This window comes from Pandoraea soli, from assembly GCF_902459595.1.
GTDB lineage: Bacteria > Pseudomonadota > Gammaproteobacteria > Burkholderiales > Burkholderiaceae > Pandoraea > Pandoraea cepalis.
In genome coordinates this window covers 93,769-115,919 of sequence record NZ_CABPSG010000005.1, presented here as the reverse complement: position 1 = coordinate 115,919, position 22,151 = coordinate 93,769, and the positions used below count along the sequence as shown (strand labels likewise).

Here is a 22,151-nt window from a genome sequence, read left to right as displayed (position 1 = left end):
AGTTGACCCGAAATCGGCTCGCAAGCCGCATGAATGCTGGATTCCGACGCGATTTCACACGACTGCGGATAAACCCCAACTCGGAAGGGATGTCACCGTCACTTGAGTAATAATTGATGTTCTGGAAGGGTGAGTCGAGAGGGGGCGCGATGTCGAGCCGGATTTCCGCGGCGATGTGGAACCAGTTGTTTCAGATGTCGGCGCACGCCGGCATGAGTTTGCAAAGCCAGATTCGCCAGATGCTGGTGTCGGCGATTCTCGACGAGCGGCTGATGCGCGGCGCTGCGGTGCCGTCGTCGCGCGAGTTGGCCGAAGGGCTTGGCGTGGCGCGCAACACGGTGGTGCTCGCCTATCAGCAACTGGTCGACGAGGGCTACCTGATTGCGCGGGAGCGGCGCGGATATTTCGTCAACGGCGATATTCTGGCGCCCCGCGTCGGGTCGCAGGTCACGCCGGCGCGCGATGTGCCGGCGTTGGCCGCTGGCACCATCGCGCCACGGGATCCGGCGACACCGGACTGGGAGGGGCGCTACGTGGTGCGTCCGTCGGGGCAACGCAACATCGTGAAGCCCATCGATTGGCAGAAGTATCAGTACCCCTTTATTTACGGCCAGTTCGATCCGACCATGTTCCCGACGGCGGACTGGCGGGAGTGTTGCCACAAGGCACTCACGGTCATGGAGATCCGCGACTGGGCGCCGGACATGATCGCGCGCGACGACGAGACACTGATCCAGCAGATCCGCACGCGCGTGCTGCCGCGACGCGGCGTGTGGGCCGACGCCGACGAGATCGTGCTCACCAATGGGGCGCAACAGGCGCTGTATCTACTGGCGGATTTGCTGGTCGGGGCGCACACGACGGTGGGGATCGAAGACCCGGGCTACCCGGACGCGCGCAACATCTTCGCGATACGCACGCCGAAGCTCGTGGGCTTGCCCGTGGACGAGTCGGGTCTGCCGGTCGACGATCGCTTGTCGCAGTGCGATTACGTATACGTCACGCCGTCGCACCAGTGCCCCACGACGACCACGATGCCGCTGGCGAATCGCGAGGCGTTGCTGCGTCGGGCGGAAGCCGAAGACTTCGTGGTGATCGAGGACGACTACGAGAGCGAAAACAGCTATTCGGACATTCCGATCCCGGCGCTCAAGAGCCTGGATCGCAGCGACCGTGTGATCTATATCGGGAGCTTGTCCAAGTCGTTCGCCCCTGGGCTGCGCCTGGGGTATATCGTGGCGCCGGCGGCGCTGGTGGCGGAGTTGCGGGCGTTGCGCCGCTTGATGATTCGCCATCCGTCGGCCTTCATTCAACGCTCGTTTTCGATGTTCCTCGCGCTGGGCCATCACGACGCCTTGCTGCGTCGTCTGGCCGACACCTATGCGAAGCGAGCCGAGGTGCTGAGCGCGGCGCTTGCCGCGCATATGCCGGAGGTGTCGTTCGTGCAGGTGAAGGGCGGGGCGTCGTGCTGGGTGCAAGGGCCACCGACGCTTAACGCGAACGTGCTGGCGGCGCGCGCGAAGGTGCGCGGCATTCTCATCGAGACGGGCGACATTTTCTTCATGGGCGATACGCCGCCGCTCAACCGGTTCCGCCTGGGCTTTTCGTCGATACGGCTCGAGCACATCGAGTCGGGCATCATCGCGCTGGCCGAGGTACTTCGCGAGACGATGGCGGAGGGGTAGGGGCGGCCGGCAGGCAGCGGACGTTGCTGGCTTATGATGCGTCGGCAGGCGACATCGTTGAACGTGGAGGCAGGCAGGGAGCATGGATAGCAAGCGCAAGAACCGGGCGACGCTCATTGGGTTGATGGCCGTGATGTTGTGGAGTTCGATCATCGGGCTGATTCGCGGCGTGAGCGAGAGCTTCGGGCCGACTGGCGGCGCGGCGATGATGTACACCGTGGCCTCGGTGTTTCTGCTTTTCTCCGTTGGTTTCCCGCAACTCAAGACGTTCCCGAAGCGGTATCTGTATGTGGGAAGTCTGCTGTTCGTGGCCTATGAGCTGTGCCTGTCACTGTCGATCGGCTACGCGAACAGTGCGCAGCAGGCGATCGAAGTCGGAATGGTCAACTATCTTTGGCCAACGTTCACGCTGATCTCGGCCATCGTCTTCAACAAGCAGCGCGCGAATCTCTGGGTGATTCCGGGGTTCTTCCTGTCGATGCTCGGCATCTGCTGGGTACTGGGCGGCGATCATGGCCTCGACATCGCCGAGATGGCGTCCAACGTGCTCGCCAACCCGCTGAGTTACGGCCTGGCGTTCGCGGGCGCCGTGATCTGGGCGGCTTATTGCACGGTGACGACGCGCTACGCCGAGGGCAAGAACGGCGTGACGTTCTTCTTCCTGTTGGTTGCCGCGGCGCTGTGGGCCAAGTATGGGTTGGCGGGCGGTGGGCCGATGCAATTGAGTGTGAGTGGCATCGTCTACCTGGTGTTGGCCGCGTGTGCGATGGGTTTCGGCTATGCCGCCTGGAACGTCGGCATTTTGCGCGGCAATGTGACGGTGCTGGCCGGGGCGTCGTATTTCATCCCGGTGTTTTCCGCGGCAATCTCTGCGATGCTCCTGCACGCGCCGTTGTCCTACGCGTTCTGGCAAGGCGCGGCGATGGTGTGCGGCGGGTCGATACTGTGCTGGACGGCGACACGATCGCGACGGCAGCAAAGCGTGTGTGCCGATGCGCGATAACGCCAGCGAGCGCGGTCCGCGATCAAGCGCGATCTGAACCGCGGCATCGAACGATGCGCGTGACGACGGAACTCACCTTTTCATTGGCACTGTCGACGGCGCCGTCGTTCCCGAATATCGGCCGTGTCAACCGGGTCAGAACGCCGCCCGTCGGCATTTCCACGGCGAGCCGTGCCCCGCGCTCATATGCGTGACGCGCGGTGTCATACCAATTCACCTGACGGGCCATGTTCCAGGCGAGATCGTCTGCAATGTCGTCGGGACGAAAAAGCGCACGCGCCCGGGTGCAACTGACGTAGGTCATCTTTGGCCGCTGGATGCGAACCTTCGCCGTGGCTCCCGCCAACGTACTCGCCTGAGCCGTGAGCAACGCGCAATGCGACGGCACCGTCATTGCCAGTCGAGCCGCCTGTGCGGCACCGGCTTTCGACGCCAGCGCCTGTACACGATCCAGCGCGGCATCGTTGCCCGCCACCACGATTTGTTGCTCGGCATTCAGATTCGCGACGTAAGCGGGCGAGGCGTCGGTGTGAACGGCCTCCACAATGTCAGCCACCGCCGCTGCGGACAATCCGGTAATCACCGTCATGCCATAGCCGCGCGGATAGGCCGTCTCCATCAAGCGGCCTCGCAGGTGCACGAGCTCCAGCGCATTCCTGAAATCCAACGCACCCGCCGCGACGGCTGCCGTCCAGGCACCGATCGAGTGGCCCGCCACAAGGTCCGGTGTGGCCCCTTGCGCGGCGAGCGCTCTTGTCATGGCGACCCCCGCGATCAGCAGACTCAACTGCACGGCGGTGGTCGAGCGTAGCGACGCTGCACTGCAAAGCGTCATCGGATCGATGCCAGTGGCATCGCGCGCTTCGGCCAGCGTTGATTGGACCTCGGGCGTGTCGGGCAATGCGCCCAGCATGCCAGGGCGCTGCCCCCCCTGACCGGGATAGGTGAACAAGACGCTCACGCCGTGTCTCCGACATCGCCCCACGGGTCTGCAACCAGCTTTGGACCTCGGTCGGTTTTCACCAGCGTGCGAGGCGGCGAGCGTAGCCATTCGCGAAGCGAGAAGCCGCCGCGTCCCGTGTCGATCTGGATGTCGATCCGGCAGGCTCTGTCGCGCGCGATCCATGCGAGCGCGTCGCATTGCACGTCCGATGGCGGGAACGGCAGGCGAATGAGGACATCGAGATCGCTTTGCGGATGCAGGGCCGGCAAGCCAGTGGCCAGCGCAAAGCCGACGCCGCCCGTGGGTCCCCAATGCAATCCCAGCGCGTTGAGGGCCGGGGCGAGATCACGAAGGGCTCTGAGGCACGGCAGCGGTGTTGTGGGCTCGATCCCGGCGACGCGATCGAGCAGCGATTCCGGCGTAACGATGCGGCGCACCGATCGGCGCGACACGTGCGCCGGGATGCGCTGGTCGCGAGACGATCCGCGCAACCCGACCGGTACGAGGTCGGGTTGCGCGAGCGGTGCCCTGCGCACGACGGCAGGCGTACCGCTTGCCAGTGCGTCAGCCACCCACCCCGGCACCGCGATCCCCTCCGGGAACGCGACATCGTCACACCAGAGAAGATCGTGGGGCCGTAGCGGTGGCCTTTGCACAGCGCCGACAGATGTCATTGCACAAAGGCCTTCGTTGCAAGAAACAGGACCGACGGTCCGAGCAGACATCCCAAGCCGGTATGGAACGTCGCGACGAGCGCGCCGTAGGGCACGAGTCGGCGATCCGTTGCGGCGAGTCCCGCCGACACACCGCTGACCGTTCCTGCCAGGCCGCCGAACACCATGGCGGCGCGCGGGTTGTCCAGCGCCAGCAGGCGGGCGGCAAACGGCGTGCCGACCATGACGATGATGGCCTTGATGAGCCCGGCGGCAATCGACAGGGCCATCACGTCGGAACTGGCACCGATCGCGGCGCCCGTCACCGGGCCGACGATGTAGGTCACGGCACCTGCGCCGATGGTGGTCATGCTCACGGCGTCGGTGTAGCCGAACGCATGGGCGAGCGATGCCCCAACGGTGAAGGGCAGCACGGTGCCGAGCAGCAGGGACACAACGCCAATCAGGCCGGCCTTGCGGGCTTCCGAGACCTGTACCTCGAACGCGGTGGCAACGATCGCGAAGTCGCGCAGCATCGCGCCGCCCATCAGTCCGATACCGCTGAACAGCGAGACGTCCGCAAGTCCTTTTTGTCCGCCCGAGGCGGCGCCGCCCCAATAGGCCAACACCAGGCCGATCATGATGGCGATGGCCGAACCGTGTACGCGCCCGAATGTCAGCCGTCGGGACACCCACATGGAAAGCCCCATGATGATGCCCACGAGGGCGAAGGCGGTGACCAATCCGTTGTGGTGCAATATTTTCTCGAACATGGATAGCATGACTGATCCTCCCTCAAGCGTTCTGTGCCGTCTCGGACAGCGGCGGAAGCGGCTGCGCGTTGCCCGTTCGGTTGATCAGCGCAATGGCGACGCCGCAGACCAGCACGGCGCCCACGGCGGCAAGCAGCGCGACGGGACCGCCTCGCAAGGCGGTGACAACGTCTTGCTGCGCGGCCATGGCGACCACGACAGGGATATACATTGCGCCCCAGAAAGAAACACCGGCTTCGGTTGCCGCGGGCATGAGGCCGCGCCGATGCAGATAGAGCCGAGCGAAGATCAATAGCAGCATGGCAATACCGACGCCGCCGACATTGGCTTTCACGCCAATGGCCTGACCGAGCAGGTCGCCAAGGAAAATGCCCGCGAGATGGCAAATCGCGAGCAGGGTCGTACCGTAAATAATCACAAGCTGTCTCCTGGTTGAAGCAATGACGAACTGTCTTTTCTGGTGTTATGGCAAGCGTCGAGTCGTCGGATTCAGGGGTGAAACGGGAATCGGATATCTGGGCCGACAATCGCTCTCCAGGCGCGCGGCGGTGAGTCTTAAGGATGGCCCGGCGCTCTCGCCGGGCGGTCGGGGGCGAACTACCAAAGTGACTTCAGTCGTTCGCGTACCGTCGATGAGGCCTGTCGGGAAGGCGCGCCGAGTCGGCTGGAAAGACCGTGCGACGGATCTCTCTGAATGTCCGCGAGCGCTTGCGCCAGCACGCGCCGCACTTCAGCGACGTCGTCCGGCTCGGGCTGTTGGGCGGAACCGACCTTCAGCAGGCGCCACAGCAGCCCAAGCGACGCAAAGTTGGCGATGTCGTACGCCATCGGGGGAATGGCCTCGGCCAGTGTTTCGAGTTCGTCGACCGAACGCTGTGTAATGCGCGCGGCAGCCTCTTTCCCCATGGCGTGAACCATCACGCCCGCGTCGTCGAGCGCGACGAGACGATTCGCCTGATACCCATGCGCGAGAAACGCGCCGGACATCGCTCGCCCGACGATGAGCCCGATCACCGGGTGTCCTGCCACACGCGCCGCGGCATAGGCATCGGCCGCCGCCGCAAGCGCGAGATGAATGCCATAGGCTTCTTCGCGGCGTCCGTAAGCCTGGCTCGCCACATCGACGATGGCGACGATGGCGGCTTTGCGCTCGCTGTCCCGGTCGCGTGCGATCACGCCCCGCACGGCGCGCGCCAGTTGCCATCCTTCGATCAATCCGACTTCGCCATGTCGTGCGCGAGGAAAGCGGTTGTTCGCGTCCGGAACCACGGCAATGAAGCGAGCGGGGGACTCGGCGAGCAAGGCATCCACAACCTGCAACGTGCCGCCGTAGTCATGGGTGACGGCGCGGTGCGCAGCATCGCACGTCAACGCGTGCATCCACACGGCACCTCGCGAGGAAAGTTCGGAACGGCTCATGAGAGGTCTCCTGCGCGGGCGGCGTAAAGCGCGCGCACGTCTTCGGGCGTGGGCTGATTCGTCACATCGACGTGCATCAGTCGCTCAAGGTAGTACTCGATTTGTTCGCTGCGCTGCGGCGTCGGGGCGTCGGCCCGCAGCCACGCGAGCACCTGCGCGCGAATCGCCGCGGTGTCGTCGTCGAGGCAGGCGTCGACAAGCCCTGTCGCCTTTCGTTGTTCCCCGCCCGTCAGACCCCAGATGAACGGCCGATCGCGTGAGTCGTATTCGTCGACGCCAGCCTCTTGCTCGATGACGGAGGGCCCATTCAGCCCGAGCCGTGCTTCGCGTGTGACCAGCAGATAGCTGCACATGCCGGCGGCGATGCTCATGCCGCCAAAGCAGCCGACCACGCCGGCGGAGATGCCGATGACGGGGCCGAACGTTCTGAGTTCGTGGATGGCCGCGTGGATTTCCGCGATGGCAGCGAGGCCGAGATTGGCTTCCTGCAGACGCACGCCGCCCGTCTCGAAGACGATGACCGCGCGTGTCGGTATGCCTCGGCGGTTGTCTTCGACGGCAAGCTCAAGGGCTCCCGCGATTTTCGCGCCGGAGACTTCCCCCATGCTTCCGCCCTGGAAGGCGCCCTCGATGGCGAGGACGACTGCCGGTTGCGAATCGAGCGTGCCACGGGCGACGACCACACCGTCGTCCGCTTGCGCAACAATGCCTTGCCGGGGCAGCCAGGGCGAGGACAATCGCTCGAACGGATCCAGAAGCTCGCGGAACGTGCCGGGGTCGAGCAGGGCGAGGGCGCGACGGCGCGCGTCGCGTTCGATGAAGCTGTCTCGTTGTATCGGAGTATTCGTCATCTCGATGGGCCCTTATTGAGGAGATTCGAGGGCTTCGCGCGCCTGCTCGAGGCGAAGGCGGACGACGGCCGGCGTAGCGCCGAAATCGTTGATTTCCACGTTCAGCGCTGGCCAAGTGTGCGATGCGAAGATGCGCTCGAGTTGCGCTTGCCAGATCGCGGACAGGCCGTTGACCGAGGTCGTGAGTTCGACGCGGATGCGCCCCGGCTCGCCCGGAGACAGCAGGACTTCCAGGTCGCCCGACCCGACGACACCGACGCAGGCTCGGCCCGCACTGGGTGCGCCGCCGGAGAAATGAAATTGAAGCGTTTCCATGGACGTGCTTCCTAAAGACTCAGAAACGGTGATTCGTTAAGCCGCGACGACGACCCCTTTGCGGATAGCCGGTCGAGGAACAGGGCGGCGGCCAGCATGTCGGCGGCACCGCCTGGCGAGATGTGTCGGGCCAGCATGTCGGATTCGAGATTTCGAAATTTGCGTCGGCCGTCTGTCGTCGACAGGCCACCGGCTGCGCGAACGGCGCTCGCGCCGGCCTGCATCGCATGCAGCGCGTCGGGGCCACCCCGAGCGAGGACGCACGTGTCATCCAGCGTGGCCATGACCGCGAGCAGGGCGTCGATACGGGCATGGTCCTCGCGCATGCCTGCCGCGCGGGCTCGCCTGAGTGCGGGCAGCGCGATTTTCGTCACGTGCGGAAAGCCTGCCCATGCCTGACCTCGCGCACCGCCCACGCCATAGTCGAGGCAGGCGCGTTCGCCTTTATGCCCAGTGGCACATGGCGCAAAGCGATCGGGCAGGCGCGCGAGCGTTGCGGCGCGACGCGCGACGGCATGGGCGCTCAGCGCGTTAGGCGATTGCGCTGCGGCAGTAATCAAAAGGCCCAGTGCCCAGATGGCCCCGCGGTGGGTGTTCACGCCGCGGGTTGCCGCGAGCATTGCCGTTTCCCCCAGGCGCCCGAGACGGCCGATCTGCTCGCGCAGGCGCATTGGGTTTTCGATCAACACACCGGCCTTGGCCATGGCCTCGAACGTCGGCCGCAAGACATTGGCCGACTGCACCATCAAGCCCCAGGTGAGGTCGTGATGCGCGCCGCATCCGCGAACATCGACGAGGCCCGGCTTGGGAGAGAGCGTCACTTCGTCGATCAGCGCGGACTCGACGAGCGTGGCGAGTTTCGTTGCGATCTCGATCGGCTGGGACGGCGACTCGATCCGTCGAATGAGGGTCTTGTCCATTACCAGCTCCGAAAGCGCGCGGGCGGGTCGTAGAGGCCCCCCGACCATTCCACCAGCTCGCCGATGCTCTTGGCGGCGAGCAACTCGCGGCTCGCGTCCGTGCGACGAATGCCCAGATCCTCGGGCAAGGCAATAAGGCCGTCGCTGCGCATCTTGGCCGTATCGGCCGGGTCGTGCTTCAGGCCGATCGCGGTGACGCCGGCCACCGCCGAAATCATGGCGCGGCGCTCTTCCAGCGAGCGTGCCTTGTAGAGGTAGGCAATGCCGTCTTCAGTGAGCAGGTGGGTCACGTCGTCGCCATAGATCATCACGGGGGCGAGTGGCATGCCGCTTTGTTTGGCGACAGCAACGGCGTCCAGCGTTTCGACGAACGTTGGCTTACCGCCTTCCTGGAACGTCTCCACCATCTGAACGACCAGTTTCTTGCCGCGTTCGAGCAGGGTGTCCGGCTGCGTCATGTCGAGCCAGGCCGGCGTGGCGTGACGGCGCCCGCGCGGATCGTGTCCCATGTTCGGTGCGCCACCGAAGCCGGCCAACCGACCACGCGTCACCGTGGACGAGTGTCCGTCGCCGTCGACTTGCAGCGTGGCACCGATAAACAGATCGACCGCGTACTGACCGGCCAGTTGGCAGAGCATCCGATTGGAGCGAAGCGACCCGTCGCGACCGGTGAAGAAAACGTCCGGACGCGCGGCCACATAGCGCTCCATGCCAAGCTCGGTGCCGAAGCAATGCACGCTTTCGACCCATCCCGATTCGATGGCGGGGATCAGGGTCGGGTGGGGATTGAGCGTCCAGTTCCGGCAGATCTTGCCTTTGAGTCCGAGGCGCTCGCCGTAGGTCGGCAGAATGAGTTCGATGGCCGCGGTGTTGAAGCCGATGCCGTGATTGAGCGACTGAACGTTGTGACGCTCGTAGATGCCGCGAATGGCCATCATCGCCATCAGGACGTGCACGGGTTTGACCAGTCGGGGATCGCGCGTGAACAGCGGCTCGATGAAGAACGGCTTGTCGGCCACGACGACGAAATCCACCCACGACGCGGGAATGTCGACGCGCGGCAGGTCGGTCACGTCGTCGACGATCTCGTTGACCTGAACGATCACGATGCCGTCGGAGAATGCCGCAGGCTCCACGAGCGCCGGTGTGTCTTCGGTGCTGGGGCCGGTGTAGATGTTGCCGGCGCGGTCGGCCTTGAAGCCTGCCACCAGGGCGACGTTCGGGATCAAGTCCACGACAAGCCGCGCGTAAAGCTCGATGTAGGTGTGGATCGCGCCGACCTCCAACTGTCCGTCGGCGAGCAACTGACTGATGCGCAGGCTCTGCGGTCCGGCAAAGGAGAAGTCCAGCTTCCGGGCGATGCCGACTTCAAAGAGATCGAGGTGTTCGGCGCGACCCACGCTGGGCATGATCATGTGCAGGTCGTGCACGATGCCCGGATCGACTTGCACCAGTGAGCGCGAGAGGAAATCCGCCTGCTTCTGATTGTTGCCTTCGAGCACCACGCGGTCGCCCGGTGCGATCAGCGCTTGCAGGGCCGCCACGATGTCGCCGGTCTCGATCACCTTGCCGTGGGCGATCCTGCGGGCGGCCGCGAGGCGGCGCGCTTTTTCGTCGCGCCGGCGACGCCATTTCGCCGGGATTGTGGGCATCTCTTGCATGTCGGAGGCTCCAGCCATTGAGTCGTCAGTAGCCTCTAACCTATGCGTCAAAACCCATCGTTTCAATCAACTTAGGTGTCTGTTCGTTAGCTTTAGGGTAATAATTGGGCGGTTCGAAGCGAACGTACTGAAACGAAATGAGGCGCGAGCATGGCAATTGACGACGGCATCACCCTGAAGAAGCTGGAAGTCTTTCAGGCGTTCATGGCGCTGGGGAATATGGCCCGGGTATCGGAAGTGCTGGGTCAGAGCACGGTGAGCGTGCACCGTGCGCTCCACTCGCTGGAGGCCGGGCTCCGGTGTCCGTTGTTCAAGAAGGACGGTCGAAAGCTGATTCCGTTGGCGACGGCGTATGTGTTCTCCGAGCATGCGGCACGCATGTTGAGCGAGTGCGAGACCGGTGTGCAGCGCACGCGTGAGGCGGCCGGATTCACGTCGACGCGACTCAAGATCGGCGGGCTGTACTCGATGACGGTCGGGACGATTCCGCGATTGCTGGTCGGGTTGAAAATGCGCCGACCTGCTTTGGATATCGATCTTACGCTGGGGTCGAATCGCGATCTGATGTCCAAGCTGGACGACGGTCTGTTGGACGCGATCGTCATTGCCCTCGGCGCACCGCCGAAGAGTCCGGACCTATTGGTCATCCCCATGTTCGAGGACGACATTCTCTTCGCGGCGCCGCTGGGCTCGCCGTATGCGAAAGAGACGGCCATCGACCTCAGGGCCGTGCGCCATGAGAAGTTCGTGTCGCTCGGCGACGAATTCGCGACGTATCACGATTTCAAATCGGCCTTTGATCTCGCGGGATTCGCGCCGGACATTGCCATGCAGGTGGGCGATATCTTTTCGCTGATCAATCTCGTGAGCGGTGGCATCGGGTACGCGCTGCTGCCGCGACGCGTTGCGGATTTCAGTCCGAAGGTGCAGTTGATTCCGCTCACGCAACGCTATGCGCGCAGCCAGAATATCGTGTTGGTGCTTGCGAAGAACCGCGAGCGCGATCCGAATCTGCTCGCCCTGAGCGCGGAATGTCGCATGCTCAGGGCGTAGGCGTTGCGTCGTGTGATCAGGCAATCAACCAGTTGTTGAAGCGCTCGGTGACGGCCCGGCGATTCTTGTCCCACCATGCTGCGTTTTGATTGACCGCGAGCTTGACGTTGTCAGGCGCGGTCGGCAGCAGGGCCGCACGCGCCGGATCGATGAACTTGAAGGCATCGCGGTTCGTCGGGCCGGTGGCCACGTATTGGGGCATGACGGATTGGCGTACCGGGTCGGCACAGAACCTGACAAAGGCCTTCGCCAATTCGGCGCGCGGCGAGCCTTTCGGAATCCCCCATCCCTCGATCGCGTAAGTGGCGTCGTTCCAGACGATGGCGACCGGGGCGCCACTGTCGATGGACGCCTGCGCGCGCGACGTCCAGGTGATGATCTGGTCCACGTCGCCGTTTTGAAGGAGTTGAGAGGCCTGTGCGCCGGTGCTCCACCAGACCGCGACATGGGGCTTGATCTTGTCGAGGCTGCGAAAGGCGCGGTCGACGTCGAGCGGGTAGAGCTTGTCGCGCGGCACGCCGTCGGCCATCAAGGCCTGTTCGAGCGAGTCGACCGGGCTTCTGCGCAAGGATCGCGAGCCGGGGAAACGGGCCACGTCCCACATATCGCGAAGACTCGTCGGGCCCTTGGCGCCGTACTTGTCCTTGCGATACGCGAGAACGGTGCCATAAACGTTGACGCCGAGCCAATCGGGGCGCACCGCGTCGGGCAGCAAGCCGGGGAATTGCTTGCTGTCCAGACCAATCGGTTCGAGAAAGCCTTGTTCTTCGAGGGGCAACACGTCGGCTGACAGTGTGAGTGTCGTGACATCCCACATGAAGTTCTTGGTCTTCACCATCGCGGAGAACTGCGCCAGTGGCTGCGAGTCTCGTGCAATGTTGACGACTTGAATGCCGGTGGCTTTCTCGAAGGGATCGTAAAAGGCCTTGCGATAGGCGAGGGCATACGGCCCCCCGGGGTCGCTGACGACGATGCGTTTGTCGCTTTGCGCCCGCGCCATTGGCGAGAGTGCGCCGGTTGCGACAAGTCCGCCGATCGACTTGATGATGGCGCGGCGCTTAACACTGTGGGTGCTGCTCATGTTGACGCTCCTATGCGTGAGGCGGTGGATGGGGACAAAGGGGCACCGTTGGGTCAGCGTCCCGTGAATCGAGGCATGGATTTGTCGCGGAACGACCGCACGGCTTCGCGATAGTCCTCGGAGTTTTCAATCGTGGCGATCTGCGCGTCCAAGGCGGCGCCTACGTCGCCGAGCGTATCCGTGCTGATCGCGTTGAGCTGCATCTTGCTTCCACGCAACGACAGCGGCGCCTTGTCGAGCATGGGACCTGCAAACACGATCGCTGCTTCGACGACATCGCCATCGGTCATGAGATCGAAGAAGCCGGCATGCGTCGCGCGCTGGGCATGGACGAATTCGGCGGTGTACAACCAACGCCGTGCGGACGACAGACCGACGAGGTGCACGAGACGCTGCACATGCGCCGTGGGGTAAACAAGGCTGAGCTTTGCCGCAGGAATCGATACGCGCGCCGACGTATGGGCGATTCGGAAATCGCAGCACATCGCAAGACTGACCGCGCCACCGACGCAGGCCCCTCGTACCGCTGCGAGCACGGGGAACGGGGCGTCGAGCAGCGCCTTGTATGCCGCCTCGATGGCATCGCGGTGCTGCTGCGCGGCGCTCGGAGAGGATTTGGCGGCGTTGTAGGCAAGGATGTCGTCGCCGGCGCAGAAATGTTCTCCCGTGCCGGTCAGGATCACGGCGCGCGTTTCGTTGCCTTGCGCGAGTCCATTGACGGCGTCGGCAATGCCTTGCCACACCGCCCGGTTGCAGGCATTGCGCTTTTCGGGGCGATTGATGCGCACGATGATGACACCGGGGCGGATCGCTTCGACGATCAGCTCAGGCATGACGGCCTCTGTCGCGAGCACTGGTGCGAGTTTTCGCCAGCGTGTAGCCGGACGACTCGAGATCCCATACCCCGTCGACCGAGCGCGCGAGATCGTTCTTGCGGATACGTTGCGTCGGGGTTTTGGGGAACTCGTCGATGAAACTGACGTAGCGCGGAATCTGGAAATAAGGCATTCGTGATTCGCACCATTGGATCAAGTCGAGCGGTGCAACGGCGTGTCCGGCCCGGAGTCGCACGAACAACTTCAGCTCGTCCTCACCCAGGGCGGATGGCACGCCGACGAGCGCGGTCTCTTCGATGGCGGGATGTTCCGCGAAAACGCGCTCGACCTCCCACGCGGCGATATTGATGCCGCGACGACGCACCATATCCTTGCGCCGCCCCGCGAAATACAGGTAGCCGTGCGCATCCTGGCGCGCGAGATCTCCGGTCAGAAACCACTCGCCGCGTCGGGCCGACGATTCAGCGTCGACATTGCGGAAGTAGCCGAGAAAACCCAGCCCGGGGACGCGTCCCCGCACGGTGATCTCGCCGATCTCGCCCGGTGCCACGAGGTGCCCGCTCTCGTCGGTGAGCGCGACGTCGAAATAGGTGAGGGGCTTGCCGATCGACCCCGCCGGTCCGTCGGGATTCACCGTCACGAAGGTGGTCAGTTCCGACAGGCCGTAGCCCTCTCGCATCTCGACGCCGAAGCGCTGCGCAAACGACGTCCAGAGTTCCGCGGGGCAACCGCCGCCCCAGGCGACACGCACGCTGTGCTGCCGGTCATCGCTTCGCGGTGGCTGGTTGAGCAACATCGGCAGAACGCTACCCAGATAGTGGATATGCGTGACGCCGTAACGTCGCGCGTCGTCCCAGAAACGCGACGCGCTGAAGCGCTCCACCATCGCCAGTTGTGTGCCGCCGAGCAGCGCGGAAATTGCAACCGCAACCCCGGCGCCGTGGTGCAATGCTTCCCAGAGCAGGAACGTGTCGCCGGGTTGCGCGCCCGTCAGTCGCAGGATAGCCATCGCGCCGGCGCGAAGCGTGCGATCCGATTTGAGCACGCCCTTGGGGGCGCCCGTGGTGCCGGAGCTGGGCGTGAGGGCAAGGATGTCGTCGGCGACAACGACGGAATGCTTGGCGTCGCTGCGGTTGTCTGTATCTGCGTCCGCATCGGCATCCATGTTCGAGTGGTTCGCGAAGACCTCATCGCGCCAGAGCATCTGATCGACCTTGTCGATGTCGTGCCCGAGGGCTTCGGCATATTGGCGGTCGGCCAACAAGGCCTTGGGCGCCAGATGGTCGAACAGATGGGAGAGCGACGCGCCGACGAGATGGACATTGACGGGCACACGTACGAGCCCCAGCTTGGTCAGCGCGAAGATCGCAACGAGATGATCGGGGTGGCTCGGCAGCATGAGCGCAACCCGGTCGCCATGACGCAGCCCTTGCGCGCTCAGGACGTCGGCCAGGCGATCGACGCGTCGTGCCAACTCTCCCAGCGTCATGACGTCGTCGTTGATTCGGCAATACACCGCGTCGGGGGTTGTCTCGGCGCGGCGGGCGAGGGTGGCCGCGATGGTTTCGTCCGGCACCGAAGCGATGTCGACGTGCGTGTGCAAGACGGGTGTGGGCTGGCTCATGGGGCGGTGATAGGAACGATGTCGCGAGTGGATGAACATGAATGTCGACATCGCTTGTGTTTGACGTCGGAATTCGTATAATTGGGATGTAATTACAAAAATTGCATTCCAATTTCACTAAATCCTAGTCGCGAGAATATTCATCGCAAAGGTGTGGTTTACCCGTGGCTGCACTTGGGCGCACGTAAGCGTGTGTGGGCGCGTATGAGCGCGACGCGTCTCGCCAGTGGGGGAGACGGCCGTGCCGCCCGATGAAAGTTCTCTCGTTCGTGTCGAGGAGTCGCGATCTTGACCTTGCCCCTGTCCGAAGAAGCCGAGCTGGACGAGCGTCTTTACGTTGCCTCGGTCGCCAAGGCGATGCGTGTGATGGAGACGTTCGATCAGTCGAGCCAGCAACTGTCGATTGCCGATATCACCGAGATGAGCGGTCTTGGGCGAAGCGCAACGCAACGCTTCGTCTACACGTTGCACCGCCTCGGCTATTTGCGACGCGATCCCGCGTCGAAGCTCTATTCCGTTTCCGCCAAGGTGTTCCGGTTCGTACACAGCATGATCGGCGCGAATGCCGCGCTCGAGCGTAGCTATCCATTGCTGTCGCAATTGGCGAAAGACACACGCGAGACGGTTTCGTGGGTGGAACTGGACGGCGACGAGATCGTGGTCATTGGCAATGTGCCGAGCGTGCATCTGGCGTCGATCACGTTGTCGGTGGGCAGCCGCTTTGCGGCGCTCTCGTCGTCATCCGGTCAGGTGTTACTGTGCCAACGCAGCGAAGCCGAGGTGCGATCCCTCATCGCACGCATGCCCGACGCCGCGCGTGAGCGATTCGCGGGTAAGCATGACGACGATATCGTTGCGATGCTGGCGAAGGTGGCCAGCGCAGGATTTTCATTGACGGCGAAGAGCTTCGATGAAGACAGCCTGTCGATCTCTGCACCTGTTTTCGATTTCTCGGGTCGCGCCATCGCCGCGATTAACCTCTCGACGCTGTCGTCACGGTATTCGGAAAAGGCGGCGCTTGCAGAGCTTGTGCCGCTTGTTGTTGCTGCGGCGAAAGGGGCGTCGGCGGGGTGACCGGTTGAATCCACAGCCGGCAGGTGACAGTGCGCCTTGCTCAAACCGAGCATTCAACTATATATACTTCCGCCTCACAACTCGGAGCCAATATGACCGAACCAAACTCCCTGCGGTGCCTGTGTGGCACCGTCAATATCCAGTTAAAAGGCCAACCGGAAGCAAGAGCGAACTGTCATTGCCAGTCCTGCCGGGATTTCTACGGGACTTCGATGTTGTCGGCAACTGCATGGCAACCCGAGCGAGTCGCGGTGGTCACCGGTAGCCTCTCGAAATTTGCACATCCGACAAAGCAACTGTCGCGCGCGTTTTGCCCCCATTGCGGCGAAACAGTGTTTGGCACGAACCGCCTCGGCATGTTAGTCATTCCTAACAGCTTTGTTGCGCGAGCGGCGGGCGGTGAGTTGCCCGAACCAATGCGGGCGACGATGCATCTGTTCTATCGGCATAGGATCATCGACGTGGATGACAAACTGCCAAAGTACCTCGATGGATGGGACGGACCGACTTACGTTGGTTAGTCAGGCTGAGGACGTCGACACACAAACGGGCGAAGGTCTACTCTTTGTTGAATCCACAACCCCAAGCGAACATCCGTGAGAATCGCAGGAATGTCCGCTTTTCTCTATCATGCTTGGCTTGGCTCAACGCGACCCCACAAATCGTCAGCCCTCCGCCCAGGAGGTGATTGTCTCGCCAGGAAAACCAGATGAAGCTCTTAACCATCTCCGGCAGTGCCCGCCGTGATTCCGTCAACACGGCGCTGCTGTTGGCATTGAAAGACGTTGCCCCTGAGGGCGTCGAGATATCGGTATTCCATCGCCTCGACACATTGCCGGTCTTTTCCCCTGACCTGGAAGGGCAACAGACGCCAGCCGAAGTGCTGGAATTCCTGACGCTCGTGTCCGGATGCGAGGGACTCATTATTGCCAGCCCCGAGTACGTTCGCGCTATTCCGGGAGGACTAAAGAATGCAATAGACTGGATGGTCTCGCGATTCGAAGTCATTGGAAAGCCCATTGCGCTGGCACATGCATCTCATCGCGGCGATGACATGCTCGGATCGCTCCGGCTAGTTCTGTCCACTGTCAGCGATAGATTTCTCGACGACGTATTTTTGCGCATCCCGCTGATCGGCAAAACGCCACAGGAAATCAAAAACATTCTGAAGTTACCTGAGTGGCAGTCTGAGATGAGCGGATTTCTGCTGGCTTTCGTGGCTACGGTTCATTCTCAACAGACATGTGGGCATGGAAGTCATGCCGTCTCGAACGTCTCTTGATGGCCGATAGCGATCTACGGCGACCGCAGCGACCTGTCAAAAAATCGGCAGCCATGTCTGCTTACTGCATCAAACGACGCGGGCAGATCCAAACATTCGAGTCTCATTCGATACACGCCGCCTCGCGGGCCGGCTGAATCGTTACGGCAAGAAATGCCGTTTGCGAGCCTCTTCTCCGGAGTTTTCGTCAGCCCTTCTGGCCCATTTCAGGCGCAAGCGACTGCACGCATTTATCGACGCTCAACTCCCATAGCGCGCTACGCGGCAGCGTCTCGTCGGCGGCTCGCTCAAGCACGGCCAGCGCGCGCGGCTTGAGCCGCACCAGGAGCAGCCGCTGTCCACGCGACGTCAATTCGGCGGAGAAGATGCGCAGCGCTTCGATCACTGAACTATCGACATCGGGTGTTTCTTCGAGACTCAGCATTACCGTCTGCACCGACGTCGACTGCCCCCGCAGCATTAAACGCACCTTACTGAGCACGCGTTCGGCATTGGCGAAGAAGAGGGGAACCTCTGGCCGTACGATCGTGATGCCGGGGATGGGTGTCGCGTCCGTGTGTGCGGAGATGTCGACGAAATCGTGGCTATCTCTCAGGCGCCCGAGCACCGAGACCGCCGGCTCAGACAAGTTACGCAGTGTTAGCAGAAGGCTCACCCCGATGGCGACCAGCAAGCCGTGAAGTATGCCAAACACGAGCACAGCCAGCAGCGCCGCTATTACGACAAGTCTGTCACGTTGCCACGTCCAGTACGGCTTGAACACGTCCGGGTGCAATGAGTGACTGACCGCATAAATGACGATCGCAGCGAGCACCGGTTCAGGCGTGCGAGACAACTGCGGTAACAGCATCAGCACGATCAGCGCAATGACCGCCGCGGCAAATAACCCCGCGAAGCGGGTCTGCGCGCCGGCGGCTTCGTTGGCGGAAGTCGCCGAGTAGCCTGCACCCACCGGCATCCCGTGCAGTAATCCGGAGACAAGATTTGCGCAGCCGAGCGCCATGAGGTCCCGGTTGGCCGACACGACATCGCCATGCTTTAGCGCGAAGCTGCGGATCGACCCGTACGATTCCGCATACAGAATCAGCATCAACGCAAACGCGAGTTCCGCGGTTTGCAGCCACTGTGAGCGGTCGAACCGTGGCAGGCCGACCGTCATATCGTGAAAATCGATCGCGCCAACGGTGCCAATGCCATGTGCATGCCAGTCGATCCGGTACCCCAACGCGATGCCTAGCACAATCACAGCCAGCGTCGCCGGCATGCGGGCACTTCGGCCCAGCCCGAAAAGGATGGCCAGCGCAGCCGCCCCCAGCGCCACGCTAAAGAAATTCCAACTTGGCGCTTGCCGAGCAAGATCGAAGGCAATTCGCAGCGTATCGGTGTAATGCGAATGCACGCCGAGTATCGTCGGCAGTTGCTTGATGGCAATCGTCAGCGCCAGTCCGAACGCAAAGCCGCGCAAGACCGGCTTCGAGACAAAGTCCGACATGGCGCCCAAACGCGCCCCGCCGGCCAGCAGGAAAAGAATGCCCGTCGCCGCAACGAGGGCGGCGGCGTAGGCGAGCTGCGCACCGATGCCCCCGTCGCCTGCCCCCACGGTGGCGGCGAGCACGGCTGCGGATGAGGATGTTCCCGATACGATCGCGAATCGGCTACTGCCCGTTAGCCCATAGACGACCAGCCCGGTGAGCAGCGCAATCAGGCCCGCCTGCGGTGGAAGTCCAGCGATACCCGCATAGGCAATGGCCTCGGGCAGCAAGAGTCCTGCTATCGAAACGCCGGCCAGTACGTCACGCCCAATACGAACCCGTCGTGGTGGGGGCGCCTCGACCGAACTCGTATAAGTGGATGGCTTCTGAAGCTGTACGGCGGCGGCATGGCCGGTATCGATAGTCATATCGAGGGGCGTTATCGAATTTACGGCGGTTGATAACAGTCAAGGCGTCACACGCTGACGAGCCATTATCTCCGGATTTGTTCGTAACAAGATTCCTCGAGTTCGTTACGGCACTCGCAAGTTGAGTTTTGCCGGCTGCATGCGTCCGTTGTCCAGGCGAATTCGACGCGATAGGCGCTCCGCATGCCCATCCTGCCAGGCCTCGAGATAGCCTGTCTCCCGGCCGATTGACAACATGAGAAAGAGAATTTAGGATGTGATCGTTTCCTAAATAGATGCGATGAAGATGATCCAGGCTGTTGCAAGCCGGCCCCGGGGGCGGCCTAGAGAATTCGACGAAGAGCGAGTGCTTAGTCGCGCCATCGCGCTATTCAGTGCTTCGGGATATTCGGCCACCGGAATTAGCGATCTCCAGCAGGCTACCGGCCTGACGGCCGGAAGCCTTTACAAGGCGTATCTGGACAAGGAAGGGATCTTTGCCAAAGCGCTCGAGCTTTATATCGCCCGGCGCGAGGCGGAGGTCAGCGCCATGATAAAAGGCGCGGAGAACGCACGCGCCAGCATCACAGCGCTGCTTGGCCTATATGCCCGGCTGAGCCAAGGAAAGGAGGGCAAACTCGGCTGTCTGCTGGTGGCGGGCGTCGCCGAGCTGCCTCAATTCTCTCGGGTCGGCGATGCGTTGCGGGGCCAGCTTGCGCAGCGTCGAGATCTATTGGCCAGACTGGTCGCCCAAGGGCAGGCCGACGGCTCGATCACTACCGCAAGCGATCCCGCGACCGTGGCAGATGTGTTGCTTGCGCTGTTGCAGGGCATGCGCGTGCTCGGAAAAGCCAGTGCATTCAGCGATGATGCGGACGCATTTGTTGCCCTAGCACTCAAAGTCCTGGAGTGACCATGAACCGCTAGATTTTTTGCGCTCGTGCCGGTCGGGCTCACCTCCAGTCGCGGCTTACCGCGTAGCGAAGGCAGCACCGACCTTTCCATCTGTTCATACACCGGCAGCGTATGTGGCGTGATCGCACTGACAGCGATGACCGGCGCGCTGCGCTATTCGAAAAGGACTCCGTCATGACACATGGCGTACTGCCGGCCGCTCCCGCCGGTTTTGAACATCGATTTGCTACCGTGAATGGCCTGCGCTTCCACTATGTCGACGGTGGCGCGAAGGCAGAACGTACCGTCGTCCTCATCGCCGGATTTCCCGAGAGTTGGTACGCGTGGCGCAAGGTCATGCCGTTGCTTGGCAACGACTTTCGTGTCGTCGCCATCGATTTGCCGGGCCAAGGCGATAGTGATCGACCGCTCGACGGCTATGACACGCAAACCGTCGCACAACGTGTGCACGACCTTGTGAATCATCTCGGCATCAAGCGATACAGTATCGCCGCGCATGACGTCGGCGCATGGGTGGCGTTTCCGTACGCGCACCTATTCAGCGAGGAAGTCGAGGCGCTGGCGCTGATGGATGCGGGCATTCCAGGCATCACCCTCCCGGACATGCTGCCGTCGTCTTCCAAGCTGTCGTGGAAGACTTGGCATTTCTCCTTTCACGCCGTCCCGGATCTTCCGGAGATTCTGCTTGCCGGTCGGGAAAGAGCCTATCTCGAATGGTTCTTCTGGAGCAAGGCGGCCAATCCGGCATGTTACGGCGAGGACGAAATTGCCGAGTATCTGAGGACCTACTGCGCGCCTGGCGGAATGCGCGCGGGGCTCGCGTTCTATCGCGCCGCGGCGCTTTCGGTCGAACAGAACCGTGCGCTGTCGCACGACCGGAAGCTCAAGATGCCGGTACTCGGCCTCAGTGCAGACCAGGGGTCGATCCCGGATATGTCGGCTGCACTCCACCCATTCGCAGATGAGGTGAGCGGCGAGACCATCGTGAATTGCGGACACTTTCAGCCCGAGGAGCAGCCTGAGGCCGTAGCGCACGCCTTGGCGAGGTTCTTCGGTTCAGTCTGAATGACGGATGACCTGCCGCTCGTCGCACGCGAATCTGTGTGTTTTCCGCCTGCGCGCCGGGCACCGTTGTACCTCACCGTTGCCCCAGACGCCAGTCGGGTCCACGGCTCGCCCATGTGCCGATTGTCTGCGATGGGGGCGTTGATCGCCTTGTCGCCGTCTGGCCAAGCGCGGAAAGTGATGGATATTTTCCGCTGTTGGCCAGGGGGCTGACGGTAGTCCTTATACGCGCGCTTCTGGCGGTACGATGGTGAGCAGCAACTCGTCGAGTCGTTCGAGGGTGGCCGTCAGACCGTCCTTCAATCCCATCTCGATGGCTTTTTGCACATCGGCCGGCGAGTTGTAGAGCACAACGGTGGTCACAAGAGTCCGTTCTTTCGCATCGGCGAAAGCGACGTCCCAGCGTGCCCTCGGCAGGCTGGGATTCACGACGCCCGTTTCATCACAAAAACCGTCGAGCGCTACGTAGCCATCGATCGGATTGATTGCCTGGTAGTCCAGACGGTTCCAGAATGATTCCCCGTCGGGAGTCGTCATGGCGTAGTGCCAATAGCCGCCTTCCTTGAACTCCATGTGCTTTGTCCGGGTGGTGAGCGGCTTGGGCGCGAACCATTGGTCGAGCAATTCACGCTTTGTATGGCAATCCCACACCAGTTGGCGTCCTGCTGCGAATTCCCGCCTCACCGTGATGCTGTTTTTTTTCATGTCGACGACGAAATCAAATCGAAGGTCAGCTTTCATTGTCTTGTCCTTGGAGTTTTTCCAACAAGTTGTCCAGGTTGTCGTACCTGCTTGCCCAGATCGCGTGCTGCTCGGCAAACCACCGTTCGGCGGCCGCCAGATTCTGGCGATCGAGCATGCATGTGCGAGTTCTGCCGGCCTTGCTCGAGCGAATCAAGCCGGTGTCTTCCAGTACCCGCACATGCTTCATGAATGACGGCAGAGCCATGTCGAAGGGTTCTGCCAACTCACTCACCGTCGCGGGCCCTACGCCGAGCCGTTGAATAACTGCCCTGCGCGTAGGGTCTGCCAGTGCGTGAAAGACCGAGTTCAGCGCAATTCCATAGTTATCCATTTGGCTAACTATACGTGAGCTTATCGGGAGGCGCAATAGCAAGT

General features: G+C 62.5%; 23 protein-coding genes. 8 read left to right on the top strand and 15 right to left on the bottom strand.

Going from position 1 to position 22,151, the window contains the following annotated elements:
- Nucleotides 1–149 precede the first annotated feature (149 nt).
- The gene (gene pdxR, locus PSO31014_RS10870) at nucleotides 150–1,685 is read left to right on the top strand and encodes a MocR-like pyridoxine biosynthesis transcription factor PdxR (RefSeq protein WP_150551639.1); all 1,536 of its coding nucleotides are present in this window, start codon (nucleotides 150–152) and stop codon (nucleotides 1,683–1,685) included.
- An 82-nt stretch (nucleotides 1,686–1,767) separates the two neighbouring features.
- Nucleotides 1,768–2,688 (top strand): aromatic amino acid DMT transporter YddG, encoded by a 921-nt coding sequence (gene yddG, locus PSO31014_RS10865; protein ID WP_150551638.1) that lies wholly within the window; start codon nucleotides 1,768–1,770, stop codon nucleotides 2,686–2,688.
- A gap of 22 nt (nucleotides 2,689–2,710) precedes the next feature.
- On the opposite strand, the gene mdcH is transcribed toward yddG, so the two are convergent.
- The 9 genes from mdcH to mdcA all read right to left on the bottom strand — a co-directional run bounded on the left by mdcH (nucleotide 2,711) and on the right by mdcA (nucleotide 10,223).
- Complete coding sequence (mdcH, locus tag PSO31014_RS10860; protein ID WP_150551637.1) at nucleotides 2,711–3,649, bottom strand: malonate decarboxylase subunit epsilon; 939 nt, start codon at nucleotides 3,647–3,649, stop codon at nucleotides 2,711–2,713.
- Entirely contained in the window at nucleotides 3,646–4,305 is a 660-nt protein-coding gene (locus PSO31014_RS10855) for a malonate decarboxylase holo-ACP synthase (RefSeq protein ID WP_174976473.1), read from the bottom strand. Before PSO31014_RS10855 ends, mdcH begins: the two co-directional genes overlap by 4 nt.
- Entirely contained in the window at nucleotides 4,302–5,066 is a 765-nt protein-coding gene (madM, locus tag PSO31014_RS10850) for a malonate transporter subunit MadM (protein WP_150551636.1), read from the bottom strand. Before madM ends, PSO31014_RS10855 begins: the two co-directional genes overlap by 4 nt.
- 13 nt (nucleotides 5,067–5,079) lie before the next feature.
- Nucleotides 5,080–5,475 carry a malonate transporter subunit MadL gene (madL, locus tag PSO31014_RS10845; RefSeq protein ID WP_017235504.1) on the bottom strand — a complete coding sequence of 132 codons (396 nt, stop codon included), beginning with the start codon at nucleotides 5,473–5,475 and terminating at the stop codon, nucleotides 5,080–5,082.
- Between the two features lie 179 nt (nucleotides 5,476–5,654).
- Nucleotides 5,655–6,476, bottom strand: coding sequence for a biotin-independent malonate decarboxylase subunit gamma (gene mdcE, locus PSO31014_RS10840; RefSeq protein ID WP_150551635.1), 822 nt, complete (start codon nucleotides 6,474–6,476; stop codon nucleotides 5,655–5,657).
- Complete coding sequence (locus PSO31014_RS10835) at nucleotides 6,473–7,327, bottom strand: biotin-independent malonate decarboxylase subunit beta (RefSeq protein ID WP_150551634.1); 855 nt, start codon at nucleotides 7,325–7,327, stop codon at nucleotides 6,473–6,475. The genes mdcE and PSO31014_RS10835 overlap by 4 nt, the downstream gene beginning before the upstream one ends.
- Before the next feature lie 12 nt (nucleotides 7,328–7,339).
- The gene (locus PSO31014_RS10830; protein WP_150551633.1) at nucleotides 7,340–7,642 is read right to left on the bottom strand and encodes a malonate decarboxylase subunit delta; all 303 of its coding nucleotides are present in this window, start codon (nucleotides 7,640–7,642) and stop codon (nucleotides 7,340–7,342) included.
- A gap of 11 nt (nucleotides 7,643–7,653) precedes the next feature.
- A complete protein-coding gene (locus PSO31014_RS10825; protein WP_150551632.1) occupies nucleotides 7,654–8,562 on the bottom strand; it encodes a triphosphoribosyl-dephospho-CoA synthase in 909 nt (302 codons plus the stop codon).
- Nucleotides 8,562–10,223, bottom strand: a complete 1,662-nt coding sequence (mdcA, locus tag PSO31014_RS10820; protein WP_150551631.1) for a malonate decarboxylase subunit alpha — start codon at nucleotides 10,221–10,223, stop codon at nucleotides 8,562–8,564. The genes PSO31014_RS10825 and mdcA overlap by 1 nt, the downstream gene beginning before the upstream one ends.
- Before the next feature lie 150 nt (nucleotides 10,224–10,373).
- Between mdcA and PSO31014_RS10815 the strand changes: the two genes are divergently transcribed.
- On the top strand, nucleotides 10,374–11,276 hold the full coding sequence (locus tag PSO31014_RS10815) for a LysR substrate-binding domain-containing protein (protein ID WP_150551630.1): 903 nt from the start codon (nucleotides 10,374–10,376) through the stop codon (nucleotides 11,274–11,276).
- Between the two features lie 16 nt (nucleotides 11,277–11,292).
- Here the strand turns inward: PSO31014_RS10815 and PSO31014_RS10810 are convergent, their stop codons facing one another.
- The 3 genes from PSO31014_RS10810 to PSO31014_RS10800 are packed head-to-tail and all read right to left on the bottom strand — an operon-like array spanning nucleotide 11,293 to nucleotide 14,817.
- Nucleotides 11,293–12,357 (bottom strand): ABC transporter substrate-binding protein, encoded by a 1,065-nt coding sequence (locus PSO31014_RS10810; RefSeq protein ID WP_150551629.1) that lies wholly within the window; start codon nucleotides 12,355–12,357, stop codon nucleotides 11,293–11,295.
- Between the two features lie 53 nt (nucleotides 12,358–12,410).
- Complete coding sequence (locus PSO31014_RS10805; protein WP_150551628.1) at nucleotides 12,411–13,190, bottom strand: enoyl-CoA hydratase/isomerase family protein; 780 nt, start codon at nucleotides 13,188–13,190, stop codon at nucleotides 12,411–12,413.
- Nucleotides 13,183–14,817 carry an AMP-binding protein gene (locus tag PSO31014_RS10800; protein WP_150551627.1) on the bottom strand — a complete coding sequence of 545 codons (1,635 nt, stop codon included), beginning with the start codon at nucleotides 14,815–14,817 and terminating at the stop codon, nucleotides 13,183–13,185. Before PSO31014_RS10800 ends, PSO31014_RS10805 begins: the two co-directional genes overlap by 8 nt.
- Before the next feature lie 288 nt (nucleotides 14,818–15,105).
- Here PSO31014_RS10800 and PSO31014_RS10795 point away from each other — a divergent pair, with 288 nt between their 5' ends.
- The 3 genes from PSO31014_RS10795 to PSO31014_RS10785 all read left to right on the top strand — a co-directional run bounded on the left by PSO31014_RS10795 (nucleotide 15,106) and on the right by PSO31014_RS10785 (nucleotide 17,173).
- A complete protein-coding gene (locus PSO31014_RS10795) occupies nucleotides 15,106–15,891 on the top strand; it encodes an IclR family transcriptional regulator (protein ID WP_150551626.1) in 786 nt (261 codons plus the stop codon).
- A 92-nt stretch (nucleotides 15,892–15,983) separates the two neighbouring features.
- On the top strand, nucleotides 15,984–16,412 hold the full coding sequence (locus tag PSO31014_RS10790; RefSeq protein WP_150551625.1) for a GFA family protein: 429 nt from the start codon (nucleotides 15,984–15,986) through the stop codon (nucleotides 16,410–16,412).
- Between the two features lie 188 nt (nucleotides 16,413–16,600).
- Nucleotides 16,601–17,173, top strand: a complete 573-nt coding sequence (locus tag PSO31014_RS10785; RefSeq protein ID WP_150551624.1) for an NADPH-dependent FMN reductase — start codon at nucleotides 16,601–16,603, stop codon at nucleotides 17,171–17,173.
- Nucleotides 17,174–17,360: 187 nt separating this feature from the next.
- Here PSO31014_RS10785 and PSO31014_RS10780 read toward each other — a convergent pair whose 3' ends face one another.
- Nucleotides 17,361–19,073: a SulP family inorganic anion transporter gene (locus tag PSO31014_RS10780; RefSeq protein WP_150551623.1), complete on the bottom strand. Its 1,713-nt coding sequence runs from the start codon at nucleotides 19,071–19,073 to the stop codon at nucleotides 17,361–17,363.
- A 280-nt stretch (nucleotides 19,074–19,353) separates the two neighbouring features.
- Between PSO31014_RS10780 and PSO31014_RS10775 the strand changes: the two genes are divergently transcribed.
- Together PSO31014_RS10775 and PSO31014_RS10770 are read left to right on the top strand one after the other, a co-directional pair.
- A complete protein-coding gene (locus PSO31014_RS10775) occupies nucleotides 19,354–19,965 on the top strand; it encodes a TetR/AcrR family transcriptional regulator (RefSeq protein WP_246176585.1) in 612 nt (203 codons plus the stop codon).
- Between the two features lie 176 nt (nucleotides 19,966–20,141).
- Nucleotides 20,142–21,032 carry an alpha/beta fold hydrolase gene (locus tag PSO31014_RS10770; protein WP_150551622.1) on the top strand — a complete coding sequence of 297 codons (891 nt, stop codon included), beginning with the start codon at nucleotides 20,142–20,144 and terminating at the stop codon, nucleotides 21,030–21,032.
- Nucleotides 21,033–21,254: 222 nt separating this feature from the next.
- On the opposite strand, the gene PSO31014_RS10765 is transcribed toward PSO31014_RS10770, so the two are convergent.
- Both PSO31014_RS10765 and PSO31014_RS10760 read right to left on the bottom strand, forming a co-directional pair.
- Nucleotides 21,255–21,773 carry an SRPBCC family protein gene (locus PSO31014_RS10765; protein ID WP_150551621.1) on the bottom strand — a complete coding sequence of 173 codons (519 nt, stop codon included), beginning with the start codon at nucleotides 21,771–21,773 and terminating at the stop codon, nucleotides 21,255–21,257.
- On the bottom strand, nucleotides 21,763–22,107 hold the full coding sequence (locus PSO31014_RS10760) for an ArsR/SmtB family transcription factor (RefSeq protein WP_150551620.1): 345 nt from the start codon (nucleotides 22,105–22,107) through the stop codon (nucleotides 21,763–21,765). Before PSO31014_RS10760 ends, PSO31014_RS10765 begins: the two co-directional genes overlap by 11 nt.
- Between the last annotated feature and the right edge of the window lie 44 nt (nucleotides 22,108–22,151).